The organism is Bradyrhizobium sp. WSM471, assembly GCF_000244915.1.
Classification (GTDB): domain Bacteria; phylum Pseudomonadota; class Alphaproteobacteria; order Rhizobiales; family Xanthobacteraceae; genus Bradyrhizobium.
Window position 1 is genome coordinate 2,003,378 of record NZ_CM001442.1, and the last position, 12,479, is coordinate 2,015,856.

The 12,479-nt window shown below is 65.6% G+C and carries 14 protein-coding genes; 6 read left to right on the forward strand and 8 right to left on the reverse strand.

What is annotated here, in order from left to right; all coding sequences use genetic code 11:
- Positions 1–8 precede the first annotated feature (8 nt).
- Positions 9–293, reverse strand: a complete 285-nt coding sequence (locus BRA471DRAFT_RS08795) for a hypothetical protein (protein WP_007606316.1) — start codon at positions 291–293, stop codon at positions 9–11.
- A gap of 79 nt (positions 294–372) precedes the next feature.
- Positions 373–816, reverse strand: a complete 444-nt coding sequence (locus tag BRA471DRAFT_RS08800) for a hypothetical protein (protein WP_007606317.1) — start codon at positions 814–816, stop codon at positions 373–375.
- Between the two features lie 151 nt (positions 817–967).
- Between BRA471DRAFT_RS08800 and BRA471DRAFT_RS08805 the strand changes: the two genes are divergently transcribed.
- Positions 968–2,233 (forward strand): MFS transporter, encoded by a 1,266-nt coding sequence (locus tag BRA471DRAFT_RS08805; protein WP_007606319.1) that lies wholly within the window; start codon positions 968–970, stop codon positions 2,231–2,233.
- Here the strand turns inward: BRA471DRAFT_RS08805 and BRA471DRAFT_RS08810 are convergent.
- Both BRA471DRAFT_RS08810 and BRA471DRAFT_RS08815 read right to left on the reverse strand, forming a co-directional pair.
- The gene (locus BRA471DRAFT_RS08810) at positions 2,230–2,637 is read right to left on the reverse strand and encodes a DUF4864 domain-containing protein (protein ID WP_007606324.1); all 408 of its coding nucleotides are present in this window, start codon (positions 2,635–2,637) and stop codon (positions 2,230–2,232) included. The two genes, BRA471DRAFT_RS08805 and BRA471DRAFT_RS08810, sit on opposite strands and share 4 nt — an antisense overlap.
- Before the next feature lie 53 nt (positions 2,638–2,690).
- Positions 2,691–3,332, reverse strand: coding sequence for a TetR/AcrR family transcriptional regulator (locus BRA471DRAFT_RS08815; RefSeq protein WP_007606325.1), 642 nt, complete (start codon positions 3,330–3,332; stop codon positions 2,691–2,693).
- A 240-nt stretch (positions 3,333–3,572) separates the two neighbouring features.
- On the opposite strand from BRA471DRAFT_RS08815, the gene BRA471DRAFT_RS08820 reads away from it, so the two are divergent.
- Genes BRA471DRAFT_RS08820 through BRA471DRAFT_RS08830 form a run of 3 tightly spaced genes read left to right on the forward strand, consistent with a single transcriptional unit; the run spans position 3,573 to position 7,370 of the window.
- The gene (locus BRA471DRAFT_RS08820; protein WP_007606326.1) at positions 3,573–4,070 is read left to right on the forward strand and encodes a (2Fe-2S)-binding protein; all 498 of its coding nucleotides are present in this window, start codon (positions 3,573–3,575) and stop codon (positions 4,068–4,070) included.
- Positions 4,067–5,128, forward strand: coding sequence for a xanthine dehydrogenase family protein subunit M (locus tag BRA471DRAFT_RS08825; RefSeq protein ID WP_007606327.1), 1,062 nt, complete (start codon positions 4,067–4,069; stop codon positions 5,126–5,128). The genes BRA471DRAFT_RS08820 and BRA471DRAFT_RS08825 overlap by 4 nt, the downstream gene beginning before the upstream one ends.
- A complete protein-coding gene (locus BRA471DRAFT_RS08830) occupies positions 5,115–7,370 on the forward strand; it encodes a xanthine dehydrogenase family protein molybdopterin-binding subunit (RefSeq protein ID WP_007606329.1) in 2,256 nt (751 codons plus the stop codon). The genes BRA471DRAFT_RS08825 and BRA471DRAFT_RS08830 overlap by 14 nt, the downstream gene beginning before the upstream one ends.
- Positions 7,371–7,413: 43 nt before the next feature.
- Here BRA471DRAFT_RS08830 and BRA471DRAFT_RS38765 read toward each other — a convergent pair whose 3' ends face one another.
- Together BRA471DRAFT_RS38765 and BRA471DRAFT_RS08835 are read right to left on the reverse strand one after the other, a co-directional pair.
- Positions 7,414–7,566: a hypothetical protein gene (locus BRA471DRAFT_RS38765; protein WP_007606330.1), complete on the reverse strand. Its 153-nt coding sequence runs from the start codon at positions 7,564–7,566 to the stop codon at positions 7,414–7,416.
- Between the two features lie 139 nt (positions 7,567–7,705).
- Positions 7,706–8,254, reverse strand: coding sequence for a cupin domain-containing protein (locus tag BRA471DRAFT_RS08835; RefSeq protein ID WP_007606338.1), 549 nt, complete (start codon positions 8,252–8,254; stop codon positions 7,706–7,708).
- A gap of 149 nt (positions 8,255–8,403) precedes the next feature.
- Between BRA471DRAFT_RS08835 and BRA471DRAFT_RS08840 the strand changes: the two genes are divergently transcribed.
- Both BRA471DRAFT_RS08840 and BRA471DRAFT_RS08845 read left to right on the forward strand, forming a co-directional pair.
- Positions 8,404–9,732 carry an aspartate aminotransferase family protein gene (locus tag BRA471DRAFT_RS08840; RefSeq protein WP_007606340.1) on the forward strand — a complete coding sequence of 443 codons (1,329 nt, stop codon included), beginning with the start codon at positions 8,404–8,406 and terminating at the stop codon, positions 9,730–9,732.
- A gap of 69 nt (positions 9,733–9,801) precedes the next feature.
- The gene (locus BRA471DRAFT_RS08845; RefSeq protein WP_007606342.1) at positions 9,802–11,067 is read left to right on the forward strand and encodes a D-amino acid dehydrogenase; all 1,266 of its coding nucleotides are present in this window, start codon (positions 9,802–9,804) and stop codon (positions 11,065–11,067) included.
- Between the two features lie 47 nt (positions 11,068–11,114).
- On the opposite strand, the gene BRA471DRAFT_RS08850 is transcribed toward BRA471DRAFT_RS08845, so the two are convergent.
- Both BRA471DRAFT_RS08850 and BRA471DRAFT_RS08855 read right to left on the reverse strand, forming a co-directional pair.
- A complete protein-coding gene (locus BRA471DRAFT_RS08850) occupies positions 11,115–11,672 on the reverse strand; it encodes a hypothetical protein (protein WP_007606344.1) in 558 nt (185 codons plus the stop codon).
- Positions 11,673–11,735: 63 nt separating this feature from the next.
- Positions 11,736–12,404, reverse strand: a complete 669-nt coding sequence (locus tag BRA471DRAFT_RS08855) for a helix-turn-helix domain-containing protein (RefSeq protein WP_007606345.1) — start codon at positions 12,402–12,404, stop codon at positions 11,736–11,738.
- Positions 12,405–12,479: the final 75 nt, after the last annotated feature.

Consider the following 12,479-nt stretch of genomic DNA (forward strand, 5'->3'; position numbering starts at 1 on the left):
GCGCGCTCCTACCGGTCTTGCTTGGGTTGCGGCGCGACGCTCTCGTTGCGCTCGCGCCATGGTGCGGGCGTTGCTGGCCGCAAGCTGGTGTAGGGCGCAATCGTCGAACGATAGCTGGCGCGCGCGACCTTGGCCGCGGGATCGGCAGGATCAGCGCCGGGGACTTGTGTCGTTGCCGGCATGCAGCCGGACAACCCCAATGCCGTCGCGGCCAGCAGCGGCCAAATGAATCGAAAGTGTCGTCCCCGCGCTGTGGATGCAGCGGCGGACTTCGCCCCGGAAAGCGTAAGCATGAGTCATCCCTGATCTGTCTGGAGACCACAGGTTCGCGCGCGCGGATGCGCGCTCGGCCTGACGTCGTCGCGCGTCAGATCAGGCGATGGGAGGGCGGTAGAGCAGGGGCGGCGCCGCGCTGTGCAGGCTGGCCACGATCTCGGGCGAGCAGGCGGAAACCGGCTGAAGCGGCTTTGCGACGCTGGGCAGGTCGGCCGGCAACGCGCTCACGCACATCATCGCGCAGCACGGCCCCGGCGTGCCCTTGCCATCGTGATGATGCGGCGCGGGCGCGTCCTGCGCGGCGGTCTGGTGATGCGCATGCGGCCCGGCGTGGTCATGCGAGGCGCCGTCATGCGTGTGGCCGGCCTGCATCTGGTGATGCACCGGCACGAGTTCGGCGGGGAGCGCGTCGTCGAGGCACGGTGCTGGAGCGCTACCCCAGGCGAGGCTTGCGGCCGGCGCGAGCACGCAGAACAGATAGGCAAGGGCAATGATGCGCCCCACCCTGATCCGCATCGATCGTGTCAGTCGCAGCAACATTCCGCCGACATACGCTCCGCGCGGCCATGTTGCACACGCAGATTGCAAATTAATGGCAAACCGCGCGTTCGCCAAGCTCCTTCTTACCGCAGTGCACCGTGCATGCCCAATATCGCGCCACAATGCTTGACCCTGTGGCGATCCGCGGGCCATGGTCCCGCCCGTGCACGCGCCAAATCAATCAGGACAGACACCTGAAGCATTCACGCCTGATTCGCGTCAGGCCTGGATGCGCCTCGTCATTGCGCTTCTGATCGGCTCGATCGGCGGCGTCGGCATGTGGGCGATCGTCGTCATGATTCCCGCGGTGCAGGCCGAATTCTCGGCGACGCGCGGCGCGGTGTCGCTGGCTTTCACCCTGATGATGTTCGGCTTCGGGCTTGGCGGCGTCATCGCCGGCAGGATCACCGACCGGTTCGGCATCGTGGCGGCGATGGCGATCAGCATCGCCTTCCTCGGCGTCGCCAACGTGCTGGCGGGTCTGTCAGTCCAGCTCTGGCAGTTCGTGGCGGCCTATTTCCTGATCGGGCTCGGCACCTCGGCGACCTTCGCGCCGCTGATGGCGGAAGCCTCGCACTGGTTCGAGCGTTATCGCGGGCTGGCCGTGACCATCGTCGCGAGCGGCAATTATGTCGCCGGCACGATGTGGCCCCCGCTCGTGAGCACGGGCATGCAGACGATCGGCTGGCGTTACACGCATATCGGCATCGGCCTCGTCTGCGTGAGCCTGATGACCATCCTGGTGCTGGTCCTGCGCGCGCAGATGGGCCACGACAAGGTTCACGATCATGCCAATGCAGCGCCGCCGCGGGTCGACCTCAAGCTCTCGACCAACACGCTGACGGTGTTGCTCTCGATCGCCAGCATCTCCTGCTGCGTTGCCATGGCGATGCCGCAGGTGCATATCGTCGCCTATTGCGGCGATCTCGGATATGGCGTGGCGCGCGGCGCCGAGATGCTGTCGCTGATGATGGCCTGCGGCATCGTCAGCCGGATCGGCTCGGGCTATCTCGCCGACAAGATCGGCGGCATCCCGACGCTTCTGATCGGTGCGTTGGCGCAAGGCTTTGCGCTGGTGTTTTACCTGTTCTTCGACAGCCTGACCTCGCTGTATTTGATCTCCGCGATGTTCGGCCTGTTCCAGGGCGGCATCGTGCCGAGCTATGCCATCATCGTGCGCGAAGCGATGCCGGCGAGCGAAGCCGCAACTCGCGTCGGCATCGTGATCTTCGCCTCCGTGTTCGGCATGTCCTTCGGCGGCTGGGTGTCCGGCGTCATCTTCGATGCGACGGGCTCCTATGCCGCGGCGTTCGCGAACGGCGTGGCGTGGAACGCGCTCAATATCGGCATCGTCGTGACGCTGCTGATCCGCTCGCGGATGAATGCCGTCAGGACCGGTCCGGGCTTTGCGACCTAGACTGCCTGCCCCGCCTTCAGCAGCGAACAACCCGTGATCTTGTAGCTGCCGTCCGCCTGCTGCTCGAGCGTGTAAAGCGCTTCCCAGGCCTCGCCATTGGCATCGATGATATGGACGTGCTGGGCAATCCGGCTGCCCTCGCTCTTGCTGTCGCCAAATTCAAAGCTCTTGTGCCGATAGACCGGCGGGTAGCCGTTTTGCACCATGGACATGAAGATGTCGGGCGCAGGGAAGATCTCCCGGATCGCCGGCGCGGCGTAGGAATAGGCCACGCTCGCGTCGTCGCGGCCGAATGCCTGCTCCTGGGCGCGGATGATATCCTGTGCCGTCGCGACATCGTCGGCGCGTATTGAGATTGGACCGAAGGCGACACTGAGAAAGACCAGCAAGGCGGCGATGCGCATGACAGGCTCCGCGTTGAAATCCCGGCGGTACCGATCCTAGCACATCTCGCGGGCTATCGCTTCCGCTTTGCAGCCGGCTTCGCGGACTTGGCGGCCGCGCGCACCCTGGCTTTCATGACAGGCTGCACCCGCAGCCCGTCAACGAACACGTCGAGCATTCGCAGCACCGAGGATTGCCAGCCGGGCTGGTCGTGCATGTAGCACATGCCGAAGAACGCGCGCAGCAAGTCCTCGGGACTGACGTCTGCCCGCATCGCGCCGGCCGCGGCTGCGCGATCGAGCAGCGAGCCGATCGCCTTCGTCAGGCGCTCAAAGGAAAAGGCATGCAACTCCGACCCGCTCTGCACCGCGAGGGCCAGGGCTGCCACCATGCCCTTCTTGGTGGCAACGAATTCGACGCCAGAGCGCAGCCAACGCCTGAGCGCGTCGACCGGGTCACTGGCGTTCTTCAACTGCTCGGCGAGCTCGCTGAGCTGCTCGACCTCGCGCCGGTACACCGCCTCGAACAAATCCTCGCGGGTCGGGAAATGCCGGTAGAGCGTACCGATGCCGACGCCCGCACGTTTTGCGACGGCTTCCAGGCTCGCCTCCGGACCACCCGCGTTGAACACGGCCTTGGCCGCCTCGAGCACGCGCTCGCGATTGCGCACGGCATCGGCGCGGGGCTTCCGGGTCTGGTCGGTGTGCTCGTCCATCCACGCAATGTAGATCACGAATTGGTTAGATTGAACCCTTACGGGGCTGCATCGCGTTGATGCGCACGGGCTTTTGACGAATTCCAAATATTTCCCGCCGGCTCTTGTTAAGCGGAGGCTGCCTCCGTATCTTCGCTGAAGACGTTGGCCCGGATGATGTTCGGGCGGCGCATGTCAACGGCGGCCACGGCGGTGGCGCGCTGCGCGACGACTCATGTCCATATCTGATCGGAGCCTTGTATGAACCACTCCATCAGCCTCACCGTGAACGGTGCGCGGCGCGATTTCGTCCTCGACGATCCGCGCGTCACGCTGCTCGATCTCTTGCGTGAGCGCCTCCATCTGACCGGAACCAAGAAGGGATGCGACCGCGGCCAATGCGGCGCCTGCACCATTCTCGTCGACGGCAAGCGCATCAACTCCTGTCTCGCGCTGGCCATCAGTCATGACGGCGCCGACATTCTCACCATCGAGGGCGTGGCGCGGGGCGACCAGCTGCACCCCGTGCAGGCCGCCTTCATCGCCCATGACGGATTTCAGTGCGGCTTCTGCACGCCCGGCCAGATCATGAGCGCCATCGGCATGATGAGCGAGGCGCAGGCCGGCAACGATCCCGAGCGCATTCGCGAATGCATGAGCGGCAATCTCTGCCGCTGCGGCGCCTATGCCGGCATCGTCGATGCCGTGCTCGACGCGCAGGCCGACATGGACGAATCCAATCAGAGGCGCACCGCATGAAGCAATTTGATTATGTCAGGCCCGCCACGGTCGCCGAGGCCGTCGCGGCCGCCGCGCAGCCGGGCGCGGTCTATCTCGCCGCCGGCACCAATCTGCTCGATCTGATGAAGGGCGGCGTCAGCCGTCCGGATCGTCTGGTCGATGTCAGCCATCTCGACGGGCTCGATCGCATCGAGCGCCTCGCCGAGGGTGGGATGCGTATCGGCGCACTGGTGAGCAACGCCGATCTCGCGCATGACGCCGACTTTGCCAAGTCCTACCCGGCCGTCGCCGAAGCGTTGCTCTCCGGCGCATCGGCGCAACTGCGCAACGCCGCGACCGTCGGCGGCAATCTGCTGCAACGGACGCGCTGTGCGTATTTCTACGACACCGCCAGCCGCTGCAACAAGCGCGAGGCCGGCAGCGGCTGCGACGCGCGTGAGGGCGAGAACCGCACCCACGCCGTGCTCGGCTGGAGCGAAAACTGCATCGCAACGCATCCGTCCGACTTCTGCGTGCCACTGGTCGCGCTCGACGCCATCGTCGAGATCGAGGGCAGGAACGGGCGGCGCGAGATCGCGCTCGACGAGCTGCATCGCCTGCCCGGCGAGACCCCCGAGCGTGAATCGGCGCTCGAACCGGGAGATCTCATCGTCGCGGTGCGCCTGCCGTCCGCTGCGCGCGGCTTTGCTGCTCATGCGCGTTATCTCAAGGTCCGCGATCGAACGTCCTATGCGTTTGCCGTCGTCTCGGCTGCGGCTGCGCTGCGGATCGAGAACGGCAAGATCGCGGAGGCGCGGCTTGCGCTCGGCGGTGTCGCCGCAAAGCCCTGGCGCGCTCGCGCCGCGGAGGACATGCTCAGGAACGTCGCGCCCGCGGTGGACGCTTTCCAGGAAGCCGCCTCGCGCGCGCTCGCCGACGCAAAACCGTCCGGCGACAACGCCTTCAAGATCGAGCTCGCGCGCCGCATCGTCGTGCGCGCGCTGAGCCTCGCCGCCGCCGGTACGCCCGCGCGCATCCCCGCGCTGCCGGCCTCTCCCTTTGCCTCGACCTCCGGAGCCATTCATGCCCGAGCTTAATCTCACCAGCGCGCCCGCTCATCTGCGCCACGGCTCGAACATCGGCCAGCCGCTGACCCGCCGCGACGGCGTGCTCAAGGTCAAAGGCCAGGCGACCTATGCCGCCGACAATCATCCGCCCGGCATGCTGTTTGCGGTGATGGCCGCCGCCAGCATTTCGCGCGGCCGCGTGACCTCGCTCGATGTCGCGGCTGCCAAGCGCCATCCCGGCGTCGTCGATGTCATGACGTCGGACCACAAGCCTGAACTCGCGATCGACCCCGAGATCAAGACCAATCCATTCGTGTTCCGCATGGAGGTGTTGCAGAGCGACGAGGTTCGCTACGCCAACCAGCCGATCGCCGTCGTGATCGCGGAGACGCTGGAGGCGGCGACGGAAGGCGCGGCCCTGCTGGCGCCGCGCTACGAGACGCTGCCCGCGCTCATCGGCCTCGATGCGGGTGAAAGTTTCGTGCCGCCGGCCGTCGGCGTCGGCAACCCCACGGAAAATCACCGCGGCGATGTCGAGGCGGGACTTGCGTCGGCCGAGAAGCGGATCGACGCGGTTTACGAAACGCCGCCGCAATATCACAACGCAATGGAGCCGCATGCGATCGTGGCTGCCTGGGACGGCGACAATCTGCAGATCGACATGCCGACCCAGGGCCTCATGCTGTCGCTGGCGCGCGTTGCCGAATTGTTCGGCATCGCGCACGACAAGATCCACATCCGCAGTCCGTTCCTCGGCGGCGGGTTCGGCTCGAAGGGGCTCATGGCCGGTCCTCCGGTGCTCGGCATCATGGCGGCAAAGCTCGTCGGCAAACCGGTCAAGCTGGTGCTGCGCCGTGAGCAGATGTACGGGCCGGTCGGTCATCGCGCGCCGACGCGGCAGCGGCTGCGCATCGGCACCGACCGCGAGGGGCGCCTGACAGCGCTCGATCACCACGCGCGCACGGTTTCGAGCACGTTCGATGATTTCTACGAGCCTGCGGCCGATGCCTCGCACACGCTCTATGCGGCGCCTGCGATCCGCACATCGCATGATGCCGTGCGCGTCAACACCGGCACGCCGTTGTTCATGCGGGCGCCCGGCGAGGCCACCGGCTCGATCGCGCTGGAGAGTGCAATCGACGAGATGGCATGGGCCTGCGGCATCGATCCGCTCGCCTTTCGTCTGAAGAACTATGCCGACGTCGAGCCGATCACCGGCAAGCCGTTTTCGTCCAAGGCATTGCGCGCCTGCTACGAACAGGGCGCCGCGCGCTTCGGCTGGGCCAAGCGATCGCTCCAGCCGCGGCAGATGCACGACGACACCGGCCTTCTGGTCGGCTGGGGCATGGGCACCGCGACCTTCCCCGCGCTGATGTTCCAGGCCGAAGCGCGTGCCGTGCTTCGCCGCGACGGCTCCGGCGCCATGGAAATCGGCGCGCATGACATGGGGCAGGGTGCCTGGACGGCACTGGCGCAGATTGCGGCCGACGAACTCGGGCTTGATATCGACCGCGTCGAGTTCAAGGCGGGAACGTCTGACCTGCCCGATGCCGGCATTGCCGGCGGCTCGGCACACACGGCAACCGCGGGTGCTGCGATCCACAGCGCGGGCGCGGCCGTGATTGCAAAACTAGCCGATTTCGCCACCGGCGATGAGCGCTCGCCACTGTTCGGTGCCGGCAATGCCGGCGTGATCGCGCGCGATGGCCGGCTGATCCGGCGCGACGACGAGAGCCGCGGCGAAAGCTATTCCGAGATTCTCGCGCGCGCCGGCGTCGCCGAGGTCGAGGCGCGCGGCACCGGCGCGCCGGATCCGGCGGCGATGGAGGAGTATGCGATGCACGCCCATGGCGCGGTATTCGCAGAAGTGAAGGTCGATCCCGAGCTCGGCCAGGTCCGCGTCACCCGCATGGTCGGCGCCTTCGCCGCGGGACGCATCGTCAACCCGCGCATGGTGCAGAGCCAGCTGTTCGGTGGCATGATCTGGGGCCTGTCCTTCGCGTTGCACGAGGAAGCCATAACCGACCGCCGCACGGGCCGGATCATGAACGCCAATCTCGGCGAGTACCATATCCCCGTGAATGCCGACGTGCCGCCGCTCGACGTGATCACGGTCGAGGAGCACGACCCGCACGTGAACGCGCTCGGCATCAAGGGTGTCGGCGAGATCGGCATCACCGGCAGCGCAGGCGCGGTCGCCAACGCGGTGTGGCATGCGACGGGCGTGCGCGTGCGCCGCTTTCCGATCCGGATCGAGGAGTTACTGACGTAGCCTGAGGCCGCGGGCCGGCGAGGCGGTCTCGCTCCGTCGGGTGCTAATGCAGCTTCTTGCGAAGAGCCCTGAGCGCTTCTCGCTGCGCCTCGATGTAGTTCGCGATGGCCTTGCGCAGCTCCTCCGAATGGAGCCTGTCGCTGTCGCGCTGCACTTCATCGAGTGCAGCCTCTGCATTTGCGAGCGTGATCTTCATAGCGAGCCCTGTTACGAAGCGGCTCCGGAAAGCGGAGGCTGCTTGGCTATGGCTCGAAACATATAGAGGATCAGGTTGCGGAAATTGAGATGGCTCAAGCTCCGTATGATACCGGTGGCCCGTGGGATCGCGGATAACTTCAAAACGTCGGCGGCGTGCAGGCCGAGATCACCTCGCACGGCTTGCCGCCGACGCAGCGGAAGCGATGCGGGCGACGGCTCTCGAAGTAGTAGGCATCGCCCGGATTGAGGATGCGGCGCTCGTCCTCGACGGTGACTTCGAGCTTTCCCGAGATCACGATGCCGCCTTCCTCGCCGTCATGGACGAGGTGAACGCGCCCGGTGTCGCTGCCGGGCTCATAGCGCTCCTTCAGGATCTGCAGGCTGCGACCGAACAGATTGTCGCCGACTTGCCGATAGGAGATCGGCTTCTTGCCAACCTCGGTCAACTCTTCGCCGCGGTAGAAGATCTTGCGCCGGCTCTCCGGCTCCAGCGCGAAGAATTCGGCAAGGCCCATCGGAATGCCGTCCAGGATGCGCTTGAGCGCCCCCACGGATGGGTTCATCTGGTTGGATTCGATCAGTGAGATCGTCGAATTGGTGACGCCGGCGCGTTTGGCGAGTTCGCGCTGCGACAGCTTCTGGCGCGCCCGGATGAATCGCAGCCGTCCACCGATATCGACGCTCATGTCCCTGACCCGTGTTGCAAGTGTTGCGGATCGCGCAAATATGGACCGGCAGCCCCAGTCAAATCAATGGCTTGCAGCCCGTCAGAAAAGGACTTGTTGCGCTTTTCAAGCCGTGCCTCTGGTAGCAGGTCAGCAAAGGAGCGTGGCCCGTGACCCTTCATCAGATTCCGAACACCATCAAGACCGACTCGTTCTGGATGCCGTTCACGGCCAACCGGCAATTCAAGAAGGCGCCGCGCCTGTTCTCCTCGGCCGAGGGCATGCACTACACCACCGTCGACGGCCGCAAGGTGATCGACGCCTCCGCCGGTCTCTGGTGCGTCAATGCCGGCCACGGCCGCAAGCAGATCGCCGCCGCCGTCGAGCGCCAGCTGATGACGCTGGACTTCGCACCGTCGTTCCAGATGGGCCATCCGCTGGCATTCGACTTCGCCGAGCGTCTGGCCGAGATCGCGCCGAAGGGCCTCGATCGCATCTTCTTCACCAATTCCGGCTCGGAGTCGGTCGACACCGCGCTGAAAATCGCGCTCGCCTATCATCGCGCCAACGGCCAGGCGAGCCGTACCCGGCTGATCGGCCGCGAACGCGGCTATCACGGCGTCGGCTTCGGCGGCACCTCGGTCGGCGGCATGGTCGCCAACCGCCGCGCCTTCGCCACCCTGCTGCCGGGCGTCGACCACATCCGCCACACCCACGATCTCACCCGCAACGCCTTCGCCAAGGATCAGCCCGAGCATGGCGCCGAGCTCGCCGATGATCTCGAGCGGTTGGTGGCCCTGCACGGCGCCGAGACCATCGCCGCCGTCATCGTCGAACCGGTGCCCGGCTCGACCGCGGTGTTGCCGCCGCCGAAGGGCTATCTCCAGCGCCTGCGCGAGATCTGCGACAAGCACGGCATCCTCCTGATCTTCGACGAGGTCATCACCGGGTTCGGCCGCCTTGGCACCCCGTTCGCCGCCAACTTCTTCGGCGTCACGCCTGATCTGATGACGACGGCCAAGGGCATCACCAACGGCACCATTCCCTGCGGCGCCGTGTTCGCGAGCCGCAAGGTTCACGACGGCCTGATGGTCGGCCCGGAGAACGCGATGGAGCTGTTCCACGGTTATACCTATTCGGCGCATCCGGTCGCCTGCGCCGCGGGTATCGCCACGCTCGACATCTACAAGGACGAAGGCCTGCTGACGCGCGGTGCGTCGATCTCCGAATATTGGCGCGATGCGCTGCATTCGCTGAAGGGCCTGCCCAACGTCGTCGACATCCGCAATTGCGGTCTGATGGGCGCGGTCGAGCTGTCGCCGCGTGACGGTACGGTCGGCGTGCGTGGCTACGACGTCATGGTCGATTGCTTCAATCGCGGGCTGTACTTCCGCATGAGCGGCGATAGCTTTGCGCTGTCGCCTCCGCTCATCGTCGAGAAGAGCCACATCGACGATATCGTGTCGATCCTCGGTGATGCCATCAAGCGGGTGGCCTGATAATTGCTCTCGCCGTTGCGAGTTGCCTCTTGCAGCGGCGCGCGTGATGCCGCGGGAGTTTGACGAAGCGTGAAAGTTCTGATCCTCGGCAGCGGTGTCATCGGTGTCACCTCTGCCTACTACCTCGCGCGTGCCGGCCATGAGGTGACGGTGGTCGACCGTCAGCCCGAACCGGCGCTCGAAACCTCCTTTGCCAATGCCGGCGAAGTGTCGCCCGGCTATTCCTCGCCCTGGGCCGGTCCCGGCGTCCCGGTGAAGGCGGTCAAATGGCTGCTGATGAAGCACGGCCCGCTGGTGATCCGGCCGAAGCTCGATCCCGTGATGTGGGTCTGGCTCGTCAAGATGCTGCGCAACTGCACCAGCGCGCGCTATGCGGTCAACAAAAGCCGGATGATCCCGATCGCGGAATACAGCCGCGATTGCCTGCGCGACCTGCGCCGCGACATCGGCATCCAGTATGACGAGCGCTCGCAGGGCACGCTCCAGCTGTTCCGCTATCAGGCCCAACTCGACGGCACCGGCGAGGACATCGCCGTGCTCAAGCAATACGGCGTGCCGTTCGAGGTGTTGGACCGTGAGGGCTGCATCGCGGCCGAGCCGGCGCTGGCGGGCGTGAAGGAGAAGTTCGCGGGCGGACTGCGCTTGCCGCAGGACGAGACCGGCGATTGCCACATGTTCACGCAGGCGCTGGCCAAGCACGCCGAAGCGCTCGGCGTGCGCTTCATGTTCAACACCGGCATCGAGCGCATCGTCACCGACGGCGCGCGCGTCAGCGGCGTCGCGACCAGCGCCGGGATGTTGCTGGCCGACAGCTACGTCCTCGCGCTCGGAAGCTGGTCGTCGCGGCTGGTCGCGCCGCTCGATATTTCGCTGCCGGTCTATCCGGTGAAGGGCTATTCGATCACGGTACCGATCAAGGACGCTTCCGGCGCGCCGGAATCGACCGTGATGGACGAGAGCTACAAGGTCGCCATCACGCGCCTCGGCAATCGCATCCGCGTCGGCGGTACCGCCGAAATCTCCGGCTTCTCGAGCCAGCTCTATGATGCGCGCCGCGCCACGCTCGATCACTCCCTGACCGATCTGTTCCCGCGCGGCGGCGATCTCTCCAAGGCGACGTTCTGGAGCGGCCTGCGTCCGATGACGCCGGACGGCCCGCCCGTGATCGGCCCGACGAAGTACGCCAACTTGCACCTCAACACCGGCCACGGCACGCTCGGCTGGACCATGTCTTGCGGTTCGGGACGGGTGCTTGCGGACATGCTGTCGGGCAAGAAGCCGGATGTGGATGTGAGCGCGCTGACCGTCGACCGGTACGAACACCGGTTTGGGTAACACTCTCTCCCTCGCAATGATGATGGGAGGCGTTCACGTCATGATGTTCAAGGCGGCTCGCGCCGTGCGGACAGAATCCGGGCGATGTGGCCATCATTGCCGTACATGGCATCCCACAAATCGACGCCGGACGCCCACGAGCTGATCCAATCTTCGAAACCGCGCGATTCCTCGAAGAATGCGGCGCTCCAGTCGTCTCCATCCTGAGCATTGGGATCGAAGATTCGCATCGGGAAGTCCGGGGCGAGACAATCGATGCAAGAGTAGATCGCGCATCCCCAATGGCAGATAGGTAGCAGGGCATCGGGCCATCCCAGCTCTGGCGCGCTGCGAAACACGTCGTAAATCGCAACAGCGGTCTTGCCGGTATCGTCGGGAACGCCGTTCGTTAGCCCGATGAGCCCATATCCCGGGCCGAAGCCTCCATTCCCGATCTCTGCATAGATGCGTTTCAAAAGGGATGGCAGCCCGAAACGAAGATGCTTTTCGTCGGAGTCGATATCGCCGGGCTTGCCCGGCATCAATCCCGCGTGCGGGGGGCGGCCTAGATCGGTGGGTTTCGTTTTCAATCGCCGTCGGATCGCGGCGATGATGGGGTCATCCATCGGTGGCTTCCCTCACCTCGCGAAATGCCCTCACATTATGCCAGCAGACGGAGCGCCGGCAAACTACCCGGCCCCCGTCACGCAATTCACCCACAGTACCACCGCCTTGGTATCCTCCGCCGGGTTGGAAAACCGGTGCGGCCTGCGGCTGGCAAAGCGAAAGCTGTCACCGGTCTTCAGCGACCACGTCTCGCTGTCCACCGTCAGCATCATCTCGCCTTCGAGCACGAGGCCGGCTTCCTCGCCGTCATGGGTGTAGAGCTCGTCGCCCGTGGAGCCGCCGGGCTCCAGATGTACCAGGAACAGATTGAGCCGGTTGTCGGCGCTGGCGGGGCTCAGCAATTGCTTGGACACGCCGGTGCGCCAGAGCTTCAGCTCGGGCCGCTGAAGCCCGCGCGTGACGATTTGGTCGGATGCGCCGTCGGCGCTCGGGCTCGCGCCGAACAGCGCGGCGATGCCGACGCCGAGCACGTCGGCGAGCGTGGCCAGCACGCGCAGCGACGGCGACGACAGGCCGCGTTCGATCTGGCTCAGGAAGCCGATCGACAGCTCCGTGCGCGCAGCGACCGTCTCGAGCGAGAATTGCCTGATCCGCCTGAGATCGCGAATGCGGCGGCCAACCGCGACATCCATCGCCGGCTCGGCCGCTTTCGCCGTAGCCCTGGCGTTGGCTTTCACCTTCACCTTTATCTGCACCTTCTTCGCCGGCTTTGCGGCGGCCGGTCTGCGCATTCTCTTGCCACCGCTCACGTCAAACCGCTTCCTTCATGTGCATGAAAACCGCTTGCATCGGTCGTGAAAGTGTGA